This is a genomic window from Citrobacter sp. Ce006 (genome assembly GCF_030336535.1).
Lineage (GTDB): Bacteria > Pseudomonadota > Gammaproteobacteria > Enterobacterales > Enterobacteriaceae > Citrobacter > Citrobacter europaeus.
Genome location: NZ_JAOWDO010000070.1, coordinates 83,044 through 101,599, shown reverse-complemented (window position 1 = coordinate 101,599; position 18,556 = coordinate 83,044). Strand labels below are relative to the sequence as shown.

Sequence of the window (18,556 nt, the reverse complement as noted above, 5' to 3'; positions counted from 1 at the left end):
CAGGCTCTCCTGTATGCCTTTCTTTACCTCTTCTGATAAAGCACTCTGGCACCTTGCCTTACCGATGATCTTTTCCAATATCACCGTTCCCCTGCTGGGACTGGTGGATACCGCTGTGATTGGTCATCTGGATAGCCCAGTCTATCTTGGCGGCGTTGCGGTTGGCGCCACGGCGACCAGTTTTCTCTTTATGTTGCTGCTTTTCCTGCGCATGAGTACCACAGGTCTTACCGCGCAGGCATTTGGCGCGAAAAATCCGCAGGCGCTGGCGCGCGCGCTGGTGCAGCCGCTAATGCTGGCGCTGGGAGCGGGGCTGCTTATCGCACTGTTTCGTACACCGATTATCGATCTGGCTCTGCATATTGTCGGGGGAAGTGAAGCGGTACTGGAGCAGGCCCGACGTTTCCTGGAAATTCGCTGGTTAAGCGCACCCGCGTCTCTGGCGAATCTGGTGCTGCTCGGCTGGCTGCTTGGCGTTCAGTATGCGCGTGCGCCGGTTATCCTGTTGATCGTCGGTAATATTCTCAACATCGTACTCGATTTATGGCTGGTGATGGGCCTGCATATGAACGTGCAGGGAGCGGCGCTGGCGACGGTGATTGCCGAATATGCCACCCTGCTGATTGGCCTGATGATGGTACGTAAAGTCCTGCATATGCGTGGCATTTCACTGGCAATGCTGAAGCAGGCGTGGCGTGGCAACTTCCGTCGTTTGTTGGCGCTCAACCGCGACATCATGCTGCGCTCGCTGCTGCTACAACTCTGTTTTGGCGCTATCACGGTGCTGGGTGCGCGTCTGGGAGGCGATATCATTGCGGTTAATGCCGTTCTGATGACCTTGCTGACTTTTACCGCCTACGCGCTGGACGGATTTGCCTATGCCGTGGAAGCGCATTCGGGTCAGGCCTATGGGGCGCGAGATGGTAGCCAGTTGCTGGACGTCTGGCGGGCGGCCTGTCGACAGTCCGGTATTGTGGCTATTTTGTTTTCGCTGGTTTATGCCCTGTTTGGCGAGCAGATTGTGGCGCTGCTGACCTCGCTGCCGCAGATCCAACTGCTGGCCGATCGCTATCTCTTCTGGCAGGTGGTTTTGCCGCTGGTGGGGGTGTGGTGTTATCTGCTCGACGGGATGTTTATTGGCGCGACGCGGGCTGCAGAAATGCGTAACAGTATGGCCGTTGCCGCAGTGGGATTCGCATTAACGCTGCTCGCTTTACCGTGGCTTGGAAATCATGGTTTGTGGCTGGCATTAAGCGTTTTCCTCACGTTGCGTGGGCTTTCACTGGCCATTATCTGGCGACGCCACTGGCGTAATGGAACCTGGTTCGCCTGAGCAGGATGGTTAAAAATTCCGAATAGTAAATAAAACCCAGAATCCCTGACTACACTTATTCTCACGTCCAGCAAAAACAGCATGTGTCTGGACATGGCACTCTCGCTATTCACAACCTAACGATGAGGACTTGATGATGAATAAAGACGAAGTCGGCGGCAACTGGAAGCAGTTTAAAGGTAAAGTGAAAGAGCAATGGGGCAAACTGACCGATGATGATATGACGGTCATTGAAGGTAAACGTGACCAACTGGTCGGTAAAGTCCAGGAGCGTTACGGTTACGCGAAAGATCAGGCGGAAAAAGAAGTTAATGATTGGGAAAAACGTAATGATTACCGCTGGTAATTAACCCCTCCCTCCTGAGAGTACAAGGATGTACGCTCTCCCCCTTATCTAGCGCCCAACTTTCTTCTTCACCTGAATCGTATGGTCATGCTGGCATTCGCCAGGATGACGGCATGACTCAACCTCCACACAGGCCGGGCACAGCCCGTGGGCTTCAATAACGTTATGCCGCAGGGCAAAGCCCATTTTTGCCGCCAGCGTATGCATGATGTCTTCCACGCCTTCCGCACACTCTTCTTTTACCACGCCACAGCGATCGCAAATGAACATTGCGGAACTGTGGGTTGGCTGATCGAACAGGTGGCAAAGCACATAGCTGTTGGTGGATTCCACCTTATGCACAAACCCTTGTTCCAGCAGAAAGTCGAGCGCACGATACACGGTCGGCGGTTTCGCCTGTGGCTCGGTTTCCCGCAGCAGGTCAAGCAGGTCATAGGCGCTAATTGCGCCTTCCTGCAGGCTCATCAGGCGCAGCACTTCGAGGCGTTGTGGCGTAAGTCGCACGTTGCGTTGCGCACAGAGTTTTTCAGCTTGAGCCAATAACTCCTGCGTAGTGGTTTTGTCCATTTGGCGCCTCGATTTGCGTGGAAGGTTAATCCCTTACTTTAACATGTTCTGCTTAAAACGCCGAGATCCACCGTGGTGTGCTATACCTGACGCATCGCAATACTGGAAAATAAACATGAAAAGACCCGATTGTATTCGCCACTGGCGAGAAGTTGAGGGGGCTGATGACGCCACTTATCCCGACAGCAATGAGTTGTTTTCGATTGGCGCGCCGCTTGCCCGCAAGCTCGGGTTAGGGCGGCTCGGTATTCATCATGAACGCCTGCCGCCGGGGCGGCGCACGTCGTACCCGCACGCTGAAAGCGATGAGGAAGAGTTTATCTATGTGCTGGAAGGATATCCTGAGGCCTGGATTAACGGTTATTTATGGAAGCTGGAACCGGGCGACAGCGTTGGTTTCCCGGCGGGCACCGGCGTGTGTCACACCTTTATCAATAACACCAGTGAAGAGGTGCGTCTGCTGGTCGTAGGTGAAGCGAATAAAAAACATAACCGCATATATTACCCGCTTAACCCTGTCTATGCGGCTACGCGCGAGGATCGCTGGGTCGACCATCCGCCGCAGTTTTTTGGCTCTCATGACGGAAAACCCGGGCGTAAATAGCGCGCGTGGGGGCTACGGAGGGATAACCGCGAGGATGTGGCTCACTATCGTAACGGTCTATGCTATAGTAGCGCCCCTTTTTTAACCGGATGCTTGAATATTCGCCATGCTGCCTGAATCTCAGTCTACCGCTTTTCCCGCTCATCGTTTTTCTATCGCGCCGATGCTCGACTGGACGGACAGACACTGTCGCTACTTTTTGCGTTTACTGTCCAGCCAGACGCTGCTCTATACGGAGATGGTAACCACCGGCGCGATCATTCATGGTAAAGGCGATTATCTGGCGTATAGCGAAGAAGAGCACCCAGTAGCATTACAATTGGGTGGGAGCGATCCGGCAGCGCTGGCGCAGTGTGCGAAGCTCGCTGAACAGCGGGGCTATGACGAAATTAACCTCAACGTGGGTTGTCCTTCCGACCGCGTACAGAATGGCATGTTTGGCGCCTGTCTGATGGGGAATGCACAACTGGTCGCCGATTGCGTCAAAGCAATGCGCGACGTGGTGTCGATTCCGGTTACGGTGAAAACGCGTATTGGTATTGATGATCAGGACAGCTACGAATTCCTGTGCAATTTCATCAACACGGTATCTGGCAACGGCGAATGTGAGATGTTTATTATTCACGCCCGCAAGGCCTGGCTATCCGGGTTAAGCCCGAAAGAAAACCGCGAGATCCCACCGCTGGATTACGACCGCGTTTATCAGCTAAAGCGTGATTTCCCGCATCTGACGATGTCGATCAACGGCGGCATTAAATCGCTGGAAGAAGCAAAAATTCATCTGCAACATATGGATGGCGTGATGGTGGGGCGTGAGGCTTACCAAAACCCAGGTATTCTGGCGTCCGTTGACCGTGAGATTTTTGCTGCCACCACCGAAGATGCCGATCCGGTTGCCGTGGTGCGCGCCATGTACCCGTACATTGAGCGTGAACTGAGTAAGGGAACCTATCTGGGGCATGTGACGCGCCATATGCTGGGGCTGTTTCAGGGGATTCCAGGGGCCCGTCAGTGGCGTCGCTATCTGAGCGAAAATGCGCATAAAGCTGGGGCAGATATTAACGTTCTGGAACATGCGCTGAAGCTGGTCGCTGACAAGCGTTAAGTTTTCGCCAAAAGTTAGTTAATTTCACCACGCCCTGCACTTTGTCGCGGGGCGTTTTCTTTATAAATCAACATATTAATTTTGGCATGTTTCTTGTAAAGCTATGGAGAGTACTTCATTTCGGGAGAGAGCCATGCTGGAACTACTTTTTGTGATTGGATTTTTTATCATGCTGATGGTCACCGGCGTATCTTTGCTGGGGGTGTTGGCCGCATTGGTGGTAGCTACGGCAGTGATGTTTTTAGGCGGACTATTTGCCTTGATGATTAAACTGCTTCCCTGGCTGCTGCTGGCCGTTGCCGTGGTGTGGGTTATTAAGGCGATAAAAGCGCCAAAAGTCCCACAGTATCAGCGCAATAACCGCCGATTTTACTAAGGTATTGAGCGGTGCGTCACAACCTGCAACATTGCCTTTAGAACCAAATAGGAATTGATTATCAAATCTGTCACTATTGCCAGGTTAACGAATTCATCGAGCTGTACCCTACATACAGCCGAACTAAAAAAAGAAAGGGCTTCCTGCGGGAAGCCCTAATTCTTTCTTTCCTCGTCATAATTCAAACTCCAGGTGTGTTGGCTGCTTTCATTCACCCCAGTCACTTACTCCAGTAAGCTCCTGGGGATTCACTCAATTGCCGCCGTCCTGGAGCTTAAATTATTTAGGGGAAAGTGATGGCGTTACGGAATGAGTAAACTCGATCCCTGCGTGGCGCGACTTTCCAGCACTTCATGGGCACGCTTTGCGTCGTGCAGCGCAAATGTCTGACCAGGTGCGACATCCACTTTTATTACCCCACTGGCAATCAATGAGAAAAGCTCATTACTGGCTTCGGTTAATTCGTTGTGGTTGGTGATGTAACCCTGCAGAGAGGGACGGGTCACGTACAGCGAACCTTTCTGATTCAGAATCCCTAAATTTACACCGGTCACTGGTCCGGACGCGTTGCCAAAACTGACCATCAGTCCGCGGCGCTGCAGACAATCCAACGAGGCTTCCCAGGTATCTTTCCCCACCGAGTCATACACCACCCGCACTTTTTTTCCGCCAGTTATCTCTTTTACTCGCTCAGCAATGCTCTCTTCACGATAGTTAATGACCTGCCATGCGCCGGCCTGCAGCGCAATTTGCGCTTTTTGCGCACTGCCGACGGTTCCAATCAGCTTCGCACCTAATGCTTTTGCCCACTGGCAGGCAATCATACCGACGCCGCCCGCAGCAGCATGGAACAAAAACGGTTCATCAGGCTGAATTTCATAGGTTTTACGTAACAGATAAAATACGGTAAGCCCTTTAAGAAATGAGGCGGCGGCTTGTTCAAACGAGATAGCGTTAGGCAGGATGGCGGCTTTATCAGCCGGAACGTTATGCACTGAGCTGTAGGCGCCCAGGGGGGACTGAGCGTAAACCACGCGATCGCCGGCTTTAATGTGCGTCACGTTGCTACCGACTTTGCTGACCACGCCTGCGGCTTCGGTTCCCAGACCGCTGGGCAGAGAAGGCGGTGGATAAAGACCACTGCGGATGTAGGTGTCGATATAGTTGATCCCAATCGCTTTGTTCTCGACCTGGATTTCGTTTTCCGCCGGGTCTACGGGCGTAAACTCCACAGCCTTGAGTACATCAGGGCCACCATGCTTGTGAAATTCAATACGTGTTGCCATGCTTCCTCCAAAAGAAATGTGGTAATCTTTCGACCCAATCATTATCTCGGTAACTCCATTCACTATGGCAGGAAATAAACCCTTCAACAAACAACAGACTGATGCTCGTGAGCGCGATCCCCAGGTCGCCGGGCTGAAAGTACCGCCGCACTCGATTGAAGCGGAACAGTCGGTGTTGGGCGGTTTAATGCTGGATAACGAACGCTGGGACGATGTCGCCGAGCGTGTGGTGGCGGAGGATTTTTATACCCGACCGCACCGGCATATCTTCACGGAAATGCATCGCCTGCAGGAGATGGGAAAACCCATCGATCTGATCACGCTCGCTGAATCGCTGGAGGTTCAGGGGCAACTGGACAGCGTCGGCGGTTTTGCTTATCTGGCTGAGTTATCTAAAAATACGCCAAGTGCGGCGAATATTAGCGCTTATGCTGATATCGTCCGCGAACGTGCCGTGGTTCGTGACATGATTTCGGTCGCGAATGAAATCGCGGAAGCTGGGTTTGATCCACAAGGCCGTTCCAGTGAAGATCTGCTGGACCTTGCGGAATCCCGCGTCTTTAAAATTGCAGAAAGCCGCGCCAACAAAGACGAAGGGCCGAAAAATATCACCGATGTGCTCGACGCAACCGTCGCGCGTATCGAGCAGTTATTCCAGCAGCCGCACGACGGCGTCACCGGGGTAAACACCGGTTATGACGACCTTAATAAAAAGACGGCTGGTTTGCAGCCGTCAGACTTAATTATTGTCGCCGCGCGTCCGTCGATGGGTAAAACGACATTTGCAATGAACCTCGTCGAAAATGCGGCGATGTTGCAGGATAAGCCGGTTCTTATCTTCAGTCTTGAAATGCCCTCAGAACAGATCATGATGCGTTCCCTGGCCTCGCTCTCACGCGTAGACCAAACCAAAATTCGTACTGGTCAACTGGATGATGAGGACTGGGCGCGAATTTCCGGAACAATGGGTATTTTGCTGGAGAAACGAAACATCTATATTGATGACTCCTCCGGCCTGACGCCAACGGAAGTGCGCTCGCGTGCTCGTCGTATCGCCCGTGAACACGGCGGCATCGGACTTATCATGATCGACTACCTGCAGCTGATGCGTGTGCCGTCGCTCTCCGACAACCGTACGCTGGAAATTGCAGAAATCTCCCGCTCGCTGAAAGCGTTAGCGAAAGAACTGCATGTGCCGGTGGTGGCGCTGTCGCAGCTTAACCGCTCTCTGGAACAGCGCGCCGACAAGCGCCCGGTTAACTCGGATCTGCGTGAGTCCGGCTCCATCGAGCAGGATGCCGACTTAATCATGTTTATTTATCGTGATGAGGTTTATCACGAAAACAGCGACCTGAAAGGGATCGCGGAAATCATTATTGGTAAGCAACGTAACGGCCCGATCGGTACGGTGCGCCTGACGTTTAACGGTCAGTGGTCGCGCTTCGATAACTATGCGGGCCCACAATACGACGACGAATAAATCTCCGTCATCCTTCATGCTGCAGATGCGTTGACTACGCCCGTTCATCCCGGTCACTTAGTTTACTGAGCTTCCGGGGATTCTCAGGCTTGTCGCCCTCCAGCAACACGAATGATTTAGAAGATTCTTTTATAAAGGAATACAAATGCAAGCGGCAACTGTAGTCATTAACCGCCGCGCTCTGCGACACAACCTGCAACGTCTGCGTGAACTGGCTCCCGCCAGCAAACTGGTTGCGGTCGTGAAAGCGAACGCCTACGGCCATGGTCTGTTAGAGACCGCGCGAACGCTCCCCGATGCGGACGCTTTTGGTGTCGCTCGTCTTGAAGAAGCCCTGCGCTTGCGAGCGGGAGGGATCACGCAGCCCATCCTGCTGCTGGAGGGATTTTTTGATGCCTCCGATCTGCCGACTATTTCTGCGCAGCGTCTGCATACTGCTGTCCATAACCAGGAGCAACTTGACGCTCTGGAAGCCGCTGAACTGGCTGAACCTGTCACTGTCTGGATGAAGCTCGACACGGGAATGCACCGCCTGGGCGTGCGTCCTGAGCAGGCCGAGGCGTTTTATCAGCGCTTAACGCAATGTGAAAACGTGCGCCAGCCGGTCAATATCGTCAGCCACTTTGCACGTGCGGACGAGCCTGAATGTGGCGCGACCGAAAAACAGCTCGATATCTTCAATAGTTTTTGCGCAGGCAAACCGGGGCAGCGTTCGATTGCCGCGTCGGGGGGGATTTTGCTGTGGCCGCAGTCTCACTTCGACTGGGCGCGTCCGGGGCTGATTTTGTATGGCGTATCGCCGTTGGAAAACCACTCTATCGGCGCCGATTTTGGCTGCCAGCCGGTGATGTCGCTGACCTCCAGCCTGATTGCGGTGCGTGAGCACAAAGCGGGCGAACCGGTTGGATACGGTGGAACCTGGCTGAGCGAGCGCGACACGCGTCTGGGCGTGGTGGCGATGGGCTATGGCGATGGTTATCCGCGCGCAGCGCCGTCCGGGACGCCAGTCCTGGTTAATGGCCGTGAAGTACCGATCGTCGGTCGCGTCGCGATGGATATGATCTGCGTCGATTTAGGCCCCGACGCGCAGGACAAAGCGGGTGATTCGGTGATTCTGTGGGGCGAGGGCCTGCCCGTTGAACGCATTGCTGAAATGACGAAAGTAAGTGCTTACGAACTTATTACGCGCCTGACCTCAAGGGTGGCGATGAAGTATATCGATTAACAGCATGAAGTGCCGGACAGGCGGTTACGCCGCCTTCCGGCAATATTCCTCTCAACATCCTCTCGATCTTCTCCCGCTTCCGGTTTATTGTGTTCTTAACCTCTGCCTGTAAACCTGGAGAACCACACGTGTTTCAAAAAGTTGACGCCTACGCCGGCGACCCGATTTTATCGCTCATGGAGCGTTTCAAAGAAGATTCACGTAGCGACAAAGTGAACCTCAGTATCGGCCTGTATTACAACGAAGACGGCATTATTCCTCAGCTTAAAGCGGTGGCGGAAGCCGAAGTCCGACTTAATGCCAAACCGCATGGCGCTTCGCTGTATCTGCCGATGGAAGGTCTGAACACGTATCGCCATACTATTGCGCCGCTGCTGTTTGGCGCAGATCATCCGGTTCTCCAGCAGCAGCGCGTCGCAACGATTCAGACGCTGGGCGGCTCCGGCGCGCTAAAAGTTGGCGCAGACTTCCTGAAACGCTATTTCCCTGATTCTGGCGTGTGGGTCAGCGACCCGACCTGGGAAAACCACATCGCGATTTTTGAAGGCGCAGGGTTCGAAGTAGGTACTTACCCCTGGTATGACGACACGACCAACGGTGTGCGTTTCAACGACCTGCTGACCACGCTGAATACCTTACCGGCGCGCAGCATCGTACTGCTGCATCCGTGCTGCCATAACCCGACGGGGGCGGATTTAACTCCCGCGCAGTGGGATGGCGTCATAGAGATCCTGAAAGCACGCGATCTGATCCCATTCCTGGATATTGCTTACCAGGGTTTCGGCGGTGGAATGGAAGACGATGCCTATGCGATCCGCGCCATTGCCAGTGCCGGATTGCCTGCTCTGGTCAGCAACTCATTCTCGAAGATTTTCTCTTTGTACGGCGAGCGTGTCGGCGGACTGTCAGTAGTATGTGAAGACGCTGATGCCGCCAGCCGCGTTTTAGGGCAGCTAAAAGCGACGGTGCGCCGTAACTACTCCAGCCCGCCAAACTTTGGTGCGCAGGTGGTTGCCGCGGTGTTGGGGGATGACGCGCTGAAAGCTAACTGGCTGGCGGAAGTCGAAGAGATGCGTACCCGCATTCTGGCGATGCGCCAGGAGCTGGTTAAGGTATTAAATGCGGAGATCCCTGGTCGCAACTTTGATTACCTGCTGCAACAACGCGGAATGTTCAGCTATACCGGGCTTAGCGCCGCTCAGGTCGATCGCCTGCGCGATGAGTTCGGTGTGTACCTGATAGCCAGCGGTCGTATGTGCGTGGCCGGGCTGAATCACGGTAACGTGCAGCGCGTGGCGAAGGCATTTGCCGCCGTCATGTAATTGGCTTTGTGTGTTGCCGGATGGCGGCGTGAACGCCTTATCCGGCCTACAAATGGATATGGATTTTCGTTTGTAGGCCGATAAGTGTAGTGCCATCAGGCGCACTTTCCTGTGTGATCGTGCTCCTTTTCCAGGACAAAACCAGAGAAAATCCTTCCTTTCCCTTCCCCTAAGGGGTAAGGTCAGATAGTTTTTTGACCAGTTGTTAATAAAAAAATGATAACTAACTGACTACTTAGGGAAAAATATGCGCAAGTTTACGTTGGCACTGAGTGCCGTTTGTTTATTGTTCACGCTAAATCAGCCAGCCCAGGCGTTAGTTTCCTCTCCCTCTCAGCTTAATCCAGGCACCAACGTTGCAAAACTCGCTGAGCAGGCACCCATTCACTGGGTCTCCGTGGCACAAATTGAAAACAGTCTGACCGGACGCCCGCCGATGGCCGTCGGGTTTGATATTGATGACACCGTCCTCTTTTCCAGCCCTGGCTTCTGGCGCGGTAAAAAAACGTATTCACCGGATAGTGAGGATTACCTGAAGAATCCGGCTTTCTGGGAAAAAATGAACAATGGCTGGGACGAATTCAGCATTCCAAAAGAGGTCGCTCGTCAGCTGATTGATATGCACGTGCGTCGCGGCGACAGCATTTTTTTCGTAACCGGGCGTAGCCAGACGAAAACGGAAACCGTGTCGAAAACGCTGTCCGATAACTTTCACATCCCGGCTGGTAATATGAATCCAGTCATTTTCGCCGGTGATAAGCCGGGTCAGAACACCAAAACGCAGTGGCTACAGGATAAAAATGTCCGCATGTTCTACGGTGACTCTGATAATGACATCACCGCCGCTCGCGACGTAGGTATTCGCGGTATTCGTATTTTGCGCGCCTCTAATTCCACGTATAAACCGCTGCCGCAGGCCGGTGCGTTTGGTGAAGAGGTGATCGTCAACTCGGAGTACTGAGACCATCGATTGCTGGTTTTTTAAACAAATTTACGTTCACGGCTTTTACCTTTTGCGGACTTGCTGCACACTGAATAAAAGATGTTCTCATTAGGCAATATGCTGGTAAGGGGAATAAAGATGACGAATTCGGAGTTGCTGCAATACTGCATGGCAAAAACGGGCGCGGAGCAGAGCGTTCACAGTGACTGGAAGGCCACCCAGATCAAAGTCGAAGATGTGCTCTTTGCCATGGTAAAAGAGGTGGAAGAACGCCCTGCGGTGTCTCTGAAAACCAGCCCTGAGCTGGCAGAGTTGTTACGTCAGCAGCATAGCGATGTACGACCAAGCCGACATCTCAATAAAGCGCACTGGAGTACGGTGTATCTGGATGGCTCGCTGCCGGATTCGCAAATCTACTATCTGGTAGACGCCTCCTATCAGCAGGCCGTCAACACGCTGCCGGAAGATAAACGCCGGATACTGGCGCAGCCCTGATCCGTTTCGCCGGATGCGGCGCAAGCGCCTTATCCGGCCTACAAGCAATTATGCATATTCTGTAGGCCAGACAAGTGTTGCGCAATTACAACAACGGTTTGAGGAAGCGTGCCGTGTGTGAGGCTTCACACTCAGCGACCGTTTCTGGCGTACCGGAGACGAGAATTTCTCCACCGCCGCTTCCGCCTTCCGGACCAAGATCGACAATCCAGTCTGCGGTCTTAATCACGTCCAGATTGTGCTCAATCACCACGATGGTGTTGCCCTGATCCCGGAGCTGGTGCAGCACGTCCAGCAGTTGCTGAATATCCGCAAAATGCAGACCGGTGGTCGGTTCGTCGAGAATATACAGCGTTTGCCCGGTACCGCGTTTGGAGAGCTCGCGCGCCAGCTTCACGCGCTGCGCCTCACCGCCTGAGAGCGTGGTAGCGGACTGACCCAGTCGAATGTACGTCAGGCCAACGTCCATCAGCGTTTGCAGCTTACGCGCCAGCGCCGGAACGGCATCGAAGAACTCACGCGCTTCTTCAATCGTCATATCCAGCACTTCGTGGATGGTCTTGCCCTTGTACTTAATCTCCAGCGTTTCGCGGTTATAGCGCTTGCCTTTGCACTGATCGCACGGCACATAGATATCCGGCAGAAAGTGCATTTCGACTTTGATCACCCCGTCGCCCTGACAGGCTTCACAGCGTCCGCCGCGAACGTTAAAGCTGAAACGACCCGGCGTATAACCGCGCGCACGCGACTCCGGGACACCGGCAAACAGTTCGCGCACTGGCGTAAACACACCGGTGTAGGTCGCCGGGTTAGAGCGCGGCGTACGGCCAATCGGGCTTTGGTCAATGTCGATCACTTTGTCGAAATGTTCCAGACCCTGAACGTCGCGATATGGCGCAGGTTCAGCCAGCGTAGCGCCGTTCAGCGCTGTCTGCGCAATCGGGAACAGTGTGTCGTTAATCAGCGTCGATTTACCCGAACCGGAAACCCCGGTAATGCAGGTAAATAAACCAACCGGCAGCGTCAGGGTGACATCTTTCAGGTTGTTGCCGCGCGCGCCGGTGAGCTTCAGCACTTTTTCCGGATCGGCTGCCACGCGCTGTTTCGGCACTTCAATTTTGCGCTTACCGCTCATGTACTGGCCGGTCAGCGACTCAGGCACCGCCATGATATCTTTCAGCGTACCTTCGGCAACCACCTGGCCGCCGTGAACGCCAGCACCGGGGCCGATATCGATAACGTGGTCAGCGGCGCGAATCGCGTCTTCATCGTGCTCGACCACAATAACGGTATTACCCAGATTACGCAGATGGATAAGCGTACCCAGCAGACGTTCGTTATCGCGCTGATGCAGACCAATAGACGGCTCATCCAGTACGTACATTACGCCGACCAGACCTGCGCCGATCTGGCTTGCCAGACGAATTCGCTGGGCTTCGCCGCCGGAGAGCGTTTCCGCTGAACGCGACAGCGTCAGGTAGTTGAGGCCGACGTTGACCAGGAATTTCAGACGATCGCCAATCTCTTTAAGAATTTTTTCTGCAATTTTCGCCCGCTGACCCGCAAGCTTCAGATTGTTGAAGAAATCCATCGCATGACCGATGCTCATGTCGGAAATCGCGGGCAGCGGCGTATTTTCAACAAATACGTGGCGGGCTTCCCGGCGTAAACGCGTCCCTTCACAGCTGGCGCATGGTCGGTTGCTGATGAATTTGGCGAGTTCTTCACGTACCGCGCTGGACTCCGTCTCTTTATAACGACGCTCCATGTTGTGCAATACGCCTTCAAACGGATGGCGACGTACGGATGTATCGCCGCGATCGTTCATATATTTAAATTCGATATTTTCTTTACCGGAACCGTACAGCACCACTTTATGCACGGCAGGGTTGAGGCTGGCCCATGGGGCTTCGACGTCGAACTTATAGTGTTCCGCCAGTGACTTAAGCATCTGGAAGTAATAGAAGTTACGACGATCCCAGCCGCGGATAGCACCGCCGGCCAGCGACAGTTCCGGATTTTGGATCACCCGGTCAGGATCGAAATACTGCTGCACGCCGAGACCGTCACAGGTCGGGCATGCGCCAGCCGGGTTATTAAACGAGAACAGACGAGGTTCCAGTTCGCGCATGCTGTAGCCGCAGATCGGGCAGGCGAAGTTGGCGGAGAACAGCAGTTCTTCCGCTTTTGGATCGTCCATATCGGCGACCACCGCCGTACCTCCGGACAGTTCCAGCGCGGTTTCAAAGGATTCCGCCAGGCGCTGGGTGAGATCGTCGCGTACTTTAAAGCGGTCAATCACCACTTCAATCGTGTGTTTCTTTTGCAACTCAAGCTTGGGCGGATCGGAAAGGTCGCACACTTCACCATCGATACGGGCGCGGATATAGCCCTGGCCTGCCAGGTTTTCCAGCGTTTTGGTGTGCTCCCCTTTACGCTCTTTAATTACCGGCGCCAGTAGCATCAGACGCTTGCCTTCCGGCTGCGACAGGACGTTGTCCACCATCTGGCTAACGGTTTGCGCCGCCAGGGGGACGTCGTGATCCGGGCAGCGCGGCTCGCCAACGCGGGCAAACAGCAGGCGCAGATAGTCGTGAATTTCGGTAATGGTACCTACCGTGGATCGCGGGTTGTGGGACGTCGATTTTTGTTCAATTGAGATGGCGGGAGACAGCCCCTCAATGTGGTCGACATCCGGCTTTTCCATCAGCGACAGAAACTGACGCGCGTACGCGGAAAGGGATTCAACGTAACGACGCTGCCCTTCGGCATACAAGGTGTCGAAAGCGAGCGAAGATTTGCCTGAGCCCGAAAGCCCGGTGACGACAATCAGCTTGTCGCGCGGGATGACGAGGTTGATGTTTTTGAGATTATGGGTGCGGGCGCCCCGAACTTCGATCTTATCCATTCATCTTTCCCGGATTAAACGCTTTTTTGCCTGGCTGCATGGTGCTACCGGCGATCACAAACGGTTAATTATGACACAACCTGACCTGAATGGATATACAGTATTGGAATGCAAAATGCAGATGCCTGTGCAACAATGTCCGTCCGGGGTTGTTTACTGGAATCGATCTCGCAACGTAGTAAAAGCGCTATTGGAAATGCTACAATCCCGCGCTTACACTTATTCAGTAACGTTTTTCAGGAGACACGATCATGGCCAGCAGAGGCGTAAACAAGGTGATTCTCGTCGGTAATCTGGGCCAGGACCCGGAAGTACGCTATATGCCGAATGGTGGCGCAGTCGCCAACATTACGCTGGCTACTTCCGAATCCTGGCGTGATAAAGCGACCGGCGAAATGAAAGAGCAGACTGAATGGCACCGTGTTGTGCTGTTTGGCAAACTGGCTGAAGTGGCCAGCGAATATCTGCGTAAAGGTTCCCAGGTCTATATCGAAGGTCAGCTGCGTACCCGCAAATGGACCGACCAATCCGGCGTAGAAAAGTACACCACTGAAGTTGTGGTGAACGTTGGCGGCACCATGCAAATGCTGGGCGGTCGTCAGGGTGGTGGTGCTCCGGCAGGTGGCGGCCAGCAGCAGGGTGGTTGGGGTCAGCCTCAGCAGCCTCAGGGCGGCAATCAGTTCAGCGGCGGCGCGCAGTCTCGTCCGCAGCAGTCAGCTCCGGCGGCGCCTTCTAACGAGCCACCGATGGATTTCGACGACGATATTCCGTTCTAATCCCTCTGCATTTCGCTGACAATTATGGCTACCTCAGGATTGGGGTAGCCATATGCAATTCCGTTATTAGTTCAACACCATCGGCCAGTCTGGCGGTGTATGGCTCATCACTTCAACCATCACGGTTTCAATGTTCTTCCAGATTGCGGACATATCCACCAGGGTTATGCCGAGTAATCCGGTTGCAAACCAGCAGGCAAAAACCAGCCCTAAACCGCTGCTAATGACGGCCAGGCCAATATAATCTGATTTACGAAAACGGATATTGAGCGTACTGGCTAAAAACATCAGCACCGCGCTGAGTAATTGCCACCGCAGTAGAACCACACCAGTTGTTATCGTTGCCATGAAAAACGTCCTCAGAAAGTCTGGATGCCCAGGACAGCGCGGGGGTGTTCACCGAGGGTGTAGTACTCTGGCTATCGACGGGCAATAACATGAATGAAACATTGTTTCTGTTACATAATTTTTGTGAACTATATCACATATGCTCGTTTGTTCACCAGTACTGGACGTGATTTTTGCAAGATGAAAACCATTCTTACTGTGTGGTTATATTCAACCAGGTAATGATACTAAATAACTAATCTTAAAGTTGCATTTACATTACCTGTTTAATTTATCCTAAATTAATCGTTAAAAAAATTTAATGAATTTCTTAAATCTTACCAGGATAATGCTCATAAAAAATTACTCCTTGGGGATAATAACGTTATGAAATAAGCATAACTTTAAGTTTGCCTTACGGAAAAATAATATCATCATCAACTATTATCAGACTTTTACATAGAGAAGTCTGTTGCTAATACTGATAGATTCATGCAACTTAATCAGTCGGTGTTTATTGCATCTTGCCTTAATGGGTTCTGGCATATACGAAACAGGGAAATTGGGCTGACATGAATCACAGTGCGCGTCGCAAGATGCTGAAGTTCCTGGGAACATTCATGGTGGTATTGCTCCCCGTGGTACTGGCGTTATGGTTTGCTCAAATCAGGGCAATGTCCGAAACCCGTAATCAACTTCGTTCTTTTGCTCAACTGGTGTTAAATAAAACTGAACTGGTGATCCAACAAGCCGATTTAGCGCGTGATATGGCCCAGTTGTATCAGGGTAAGATGTGTACCCCGGCACATCAGAAAAATATGCTAAATATTATTCGTGGCCGTTTATATATCAGCGAGCTAATTTATGCGCAGGGCGATCATTTTTTGTGCTCTACGTCGATGGTGCCGCCTGTCACCTATATTATGCCGACCGCCGACTATAAACGTACGCCGGATGTCTCCATCTATTACTATCGCGATACCCCCTTTTTCGCTGGCTACCGAATGACGTATATGCAACGTGGAAACTACGTTGTCGTCATCAACCCATTATCATACAGCGAAGTCATGTCAGAGGATCCGGATCTGTCCTGGGGCGTGTACGACACGGTAACGGATACCTTTTTCTCTACCAGTGAAGGGGCGCATATTGCGCAATTACTGCCGTTGGTGCGCGGTGAAGCCTCTACCTTCCAACTGGACGATCGCTTCTATACCATCGTGCATTCAGAAAAACGTCCGATTGCGATTATTGCCTCGACCTCAGATAAACGCATAAATTCGATTTTCTATCACGAGGCTGCAGTAACGATTCCTTTCGGGGTCATCTGCAGCATCCTGATGCTGTTAATATGGTGGCGCACGCGCCAGGAATACTTATCTCCTCGCCGCTTGTTAAAACGCGCAATCAAAAAACGTCAACTGCGTCTGCACTACCAGCCGATCATTGATATCAAAAACGGTCAGTGCGTTGGGGCTGAGGCTCTGCTGCGCTGGCCTGGCGGTAATGGTGAAGTGATGAGCCCGACCGAGTTTATTCCGCTGGCTGAACAAGAGGGAATGATTGAGCGGATCACGGATTATGTAGTTGAAGAGGTGTTCAACGATTTAGGATACTTTCTTGCCGCGCATCCTCAACTTTATATCTCGATAAATCTCTCGGCTTCTGACTTTCATTCATCCCGACTCATTGCCCTGATTACCGACAAAAACCGTGAGTACTCTGTGGCGCCCCGGCAAATTAAAGTCGAGGTAACGGAGCGCGGGTTTATTGATATAGATAAAATGACCCCGGTAATCCAGGCGTTTCGCCAGGCCGGTTATGAAGTGGCGTTTGATGATTTTGGCACGGGATATTCCAATCTACATAATTTATCCGCGTTGAATATCGATATCCTGAAGATCGACAAATCGTTTATTAGCACACTGTCCACTAACAGCACCAGTCACCTGATTGCCGAACATATCATCGAAATGGCGCAAAGCTTACATCTGAAGATGATTGCGGAAGGGGTAGAGACGAGTGAGCAAATCGAGTGGCTGCGCGAACACGGCGTACAGTATTGTCAGGGCTGGTATTTCGCGAAAGCACTGCCGTCGCAGGCGTTCATGCAGTGGATACAACGGTCGCCCGCTATACTGACGCAGAGCGGGCAATAATCTTACAGGCGATGGCGGTAATCGCTGGGGGTACGATCAAACTCGCGGCGAAACACGCGCGAGAAGGTTTGTTGCGATACATAACCAAGATCCATCGCGATATCGAAAATAGGTCGCTCAGTCGTTCGCAGTTCAACAGCGGCCAGTAAAAGTCGACGCTGACGGATGTAGTCACCCAACGTCTGGCGCATCACCGTGCGGAACATTCTCTGTAAATACCACTTCGAGTAACCTGATTTTTTCGCCACCGCCTCAATGTTCAGCGGCTGATCGATATGGTCGTCAATCCATTCAATAAGGGTCTGAATAATCTGCTGATGGGACATAGGGCTGCCTCTTTCTCAGTATTCGATTCGTCGTTTTGTCTGCGGGCGAGTATAATTCCTCAAGTTAACTTGAGGTAAAGCGATTTATGGAAAAGAAATTACCCCGGATAAAAGCGCTCCTCACGCCAGGTGAAGTCGCCAGGCGTAGCGGCGTGGCGGTATCAACCCTGCATTTCTATGAAAGCAAAGGGTTAATCAGCAGTATGCGCAACAGCGGCAATCAGCGCCGATATAAACGTGATGTGTTGCGTTATGTGGCGATTATCAAGATTGCTCAACGCATCGGGATCCCTCTGGCCACGATCGGTGACGCGCTCGGCGTATTACCTGAAGGACATTCACTCAGTGCTAAAGAGTGGAAGCAACTCTCTTCGCAATGGCGTGAAGAGTTGGACCGACGCATTCATACTTTGGTGGCGCTACGCGATGAGCTGGATGGGTGTATTGGTTGCGGTTGTTTGTCACGCAGTGATTGCCCGTTGCGTAACCCTGGCGATCAGCTTGGCGAGCAGGGGACCGGGGCGCGCCTGCTGGAAGATGATTGATTGGTTCAAAAATGTGACGGGTATAAAACTAAAGCGCCACAGAGGGCGCTTTAGTTTGGTTCCGGTCTTTGTCTTTCACTCTATCCCGCTGGTTCACGGGAGGGTTTCCCCCGACATCAACACCCCTCAGTCGAGCACATTAGGGGAGGTTCCGGCCTGTGTTGATAATGTAAGTGTAAGCCACCTCTCTCCATTTGCCAGTGAAATGCTGTTTTTTTAGCCAAAAAATTTCCCGCATCTTCACCGATTTTCTTGCGCAAGTTTGCGCGACAAAGGAACTCTGATGTTGTAATAACTCCGCGAAATTTGTTGCCAGATTGCGCATTGACGATAACGTTTGCGCATCGACTGATTATTTATTGCGCGTTATAAGAAGAAATGAGTAAAAAGCGGCAAAGTTCAGTTGAAAACCAGCGTATGATCGCTGGATAAT

Annotated in this window: 18 protein-coding genes; 13 read left to right on the top strand and 5 right to left on the bottom strand. The window is 52.5% G+C overall.

What is annotated here, in order from left to right:
- Positions 1–13: 13 nt before the first annotated feature.
- Complete coding sequence (dinF, locus tag OGV94_RS13035) at positions 14–1,333, top strand: MATE family efflux transporter DinF (protein WP_075145353.1); 1,320 nt, start codon at positions 14–16, stop codon at positions 1,331–1,333.
- A 136-nt stretch (positions 1,334–1,469) separates the two neighbouring features.
- Entirely contained in the window at positions 1,470–1,679 is a 210-nt protein-coding gene (locus tag OGV94_RS13030) for a CsbD family protein (protein WP_003031706.1), read from the top strand.
- 48 nt (positions 1,680–1,727) lie between these two features.
- Here the strand turns inward: OGV94_RS13030 and zur are convergent, their stop codons facing one another.
- On the bottom strand, positions 1,728–2,246 hold the full coding sequence (zur, locus tag OGV94_RS13025) for a zinc uptake transcriptional repressor Zur (protein ID WP_003031709.1): 519 nt from the start codon (positions 2,244–2,246) through the stop codon (positions 1,728–1,730).
- Positions 2,247–2,361: 115 nt separating this feature from the next.
- On the opposite strand from zur, the gene OGV94_RS13020 reads away from it, so the two are divergent.
- The 3 genes from OGV94_RS13020 (at position 2,362) to pspG (ending at position 4,331) form a co-directional block, all read left to right on the top strand.
- The gene (locus tag OGV94_RS13020; RefSeq protein ID WP_043018078.1) at positions 2,362–2,850 is read left to right on the top strand and encodes a cupin domain-containing protein; all 489 of its coding nucleotides are present in this window, start codon (positions 2,362–2,364) and stop codon (positions 2,848–2,850) included.
- 106 nt (positions 2,851–2,956) lie between these two features.
- On the top strand, positions 2,957–3,955 hold the full coding sequence (gene dusA, locus OGV94_RS13015; protein WP_043018079.1) for a tRNA dihydrouridine(20/20a) synthase DusA: 999 nt from the start codon (positions 2,957–2,959) through the stop codon (positions 3,953–3,955).
- A 133-nt stretch (positions 3,956–4,088) separates the two neighbouring features.
- Positions 4,089–4,331, top strand: coding sequence for an envelope stress response protein PspG (gene pspG / locus OGV94_RS13010; RefSeq protein ID WP_003031713.1), 243 nt, complete (start codon positions 4,089–4,091; stop codon positions 4,329–4,331).
- Positions 4,332–4,633: 302 nt separating this feature from the next.
- Here the strand turns inward: pspG and OGV94_RS13005 are convergent, their stop codons facing one another.
- A complete protein-coding gene (locus tag OGV94_RS13005; RefSeq protein ID WP_286523513.1) occupies positions 4,634–5,617 on the bottom strand; it encodes a quinone oxidoreductase in 984 nt (327 codons plus the stop codon).
- 64 nt (positions 5,618–5,681) lie between these two features.
- On the opposite strand from OGV94_RS13005, the gene dnaB reads away from it, so the two are divergent.
- From dnaB to OGV94_RS12980, 5 genes are all read left to right on the top strand, one after another.
- Positions 5,682–7,097 (top strand): replicative DNA helicase, encoded by a 1,416-nt coding sequence (gene dnaB / locus OGV94_RS13000; protein WP_003826610.1) that lies wholly within the window; start codon positions 5,682–5,684, stop codon positions 7,095–7,097.
- Positions 7,098–7,242: 145 nt separating this feature from the next.
- Positions 7,243–8,322 carry an alanine racemase gene (alr, locus tag OGV94_RS12995; RefSeq protein WP_075145350.1) on the top strand — a complete coding sequence of 360 codons (1,080 nt, stop codon included), beginning with the start codon at positions 7,243–7,245 and terminating at the stop codon, positions 8,320–8,322.
- Between the two features lie 128 nt (positions 8,323–8,450).
- Positions 8,451–9,644 carry an aromatic amino acid transaminase gene (gene tyrB, locus OGV94_RS12990; protein ID WP_087052812.1) on the top strand — a complete coding sequence of 398 codons (1,194 nt, stop codon included), beginning with the start codon at positions 8,451–8,453 and terminating at the stop codon, positions 9,642–9,644.
- 247 nt (positions 9,645–9,891) lie between these two features.
- Positions 9,892–10,605, top strand: a complete 714-nt coding sequence (aphA, locus tag OGV94_RS12985; RefSeq protein ID WP_043018082.1) for an acid phosphatase AphA — start codon at positions 9,892–9,894, stop codon at positions 10,603–10,605.
- A 120-nt stretch (positions 10,606–10,725) separates the two neighbouring features.
- Positions 10,726–11,082, top strand: coding sequence for an MmcQ/YjbR family DNA-binding protein (locus tag OGV94_RS12980; protein WP_006688292.1), 357 nt, complete (start codon positions 10,726–10,728; stop codon positions 11,080–11,082).
- A gap of 85 nt (positions 11,083–11,167) precedes the next feature.
- On the opposite strand, the gene uvrA is transcribed toward OGV94_RS12980, so the two are convergent.
- Positions 11,168–13,990, bottom strand: a complete 2,823-nt coding sequence (gene uvrA / locus OGV94_RS12975) for an excinuclease ABC subunit UvrA (RefSeq protein ID WP_016155358.1) — start codon at positions 13,988–13,990, stop codon at positions 11,168–11,170.
- Positions 13,991–14,241: 251 nt separating this feature from the next.
- On the opposite strand from uvrA, the gene ssb1 reads away from it, so the two are divergent.
- Positions 14,242–14,766, top strand: coding sequence for a single-stranded DNA-binding protein SSB1 (ssb1, locus tag OGV94_RS12970; protein WP_003826621.1), 525 nt, complete (start codon positions 14,242–14,244; stop codon positions 14,764–14,766).
- A 66-nt stretch (positions 14,767–14,832) separates the two neighbouring features.
- Here the strand turns inward: ssb1 and OGV94_RS12965 are convergent, their stop codons facing one another.
- The gene (locus OGV94_RS12965) at positions 14,833–15,114 is read right to left on the bottom strand and encodes a YjcB family protein (RefSeq protein WP_016155360.1); all 282 of its coding nucleotides are present in this window, start codon (positions 15,112–15,114) and stop codon (positions 14,833–14,835) included.
- A 551-nt stretch (positions 15,115–15,665) separates the two neighbouring features.
- Between OGV94_RS12965 and pdeC the strand changes: the two genes are divergently transcribed.
- A complete protein-coding gene (gene pdeC, locus OGV94_RS12960) occupies positions 15,666–17,252 on the top strand; it encodes a cyclic di-3',5'-guanosine monophosphate phosphodiesterase PdeC (protein ID WP_043018084.1) in 1,587 nt (528 codons plus the stop codon).
- Positions 17,253–17,254: 2 nt separating this feature from the next.
- Here pdeC and soxS read toward each other — a convergent pair whose 3' ends face one another.
- Positions 17,255–17,578: a superoxide response transcriptional regulator SoxS gene (gene soxS / locus OGV94_RS12955; protein ID WP_016155362.1), complete on the bottom strand. Its 324-nt coding sequence runs from the start codon at positions 17,576–17,578 to the stop codon at positions 17,255–17,257.
- Between the two features lie 86 nt (positions 17,579–17,664).
- Here soxS and soxR point away from each other — a divergent pair, with 86 nt between their 5' ends.
- On the top strand, positions 17,665–18,123 hold the full coding sequence (gene soxR, locus OGV94_RS12950) for a redox-sensitive transcriptional activator SoxR (RefSeq protein ID WP_043018085.1): 459 nt from the start codon (positions 17,665–17,667) through the stop codon (positions 18,121–18,123).
- Positions 18,124–18,556 lie beyond the last annotated feature (433 nt).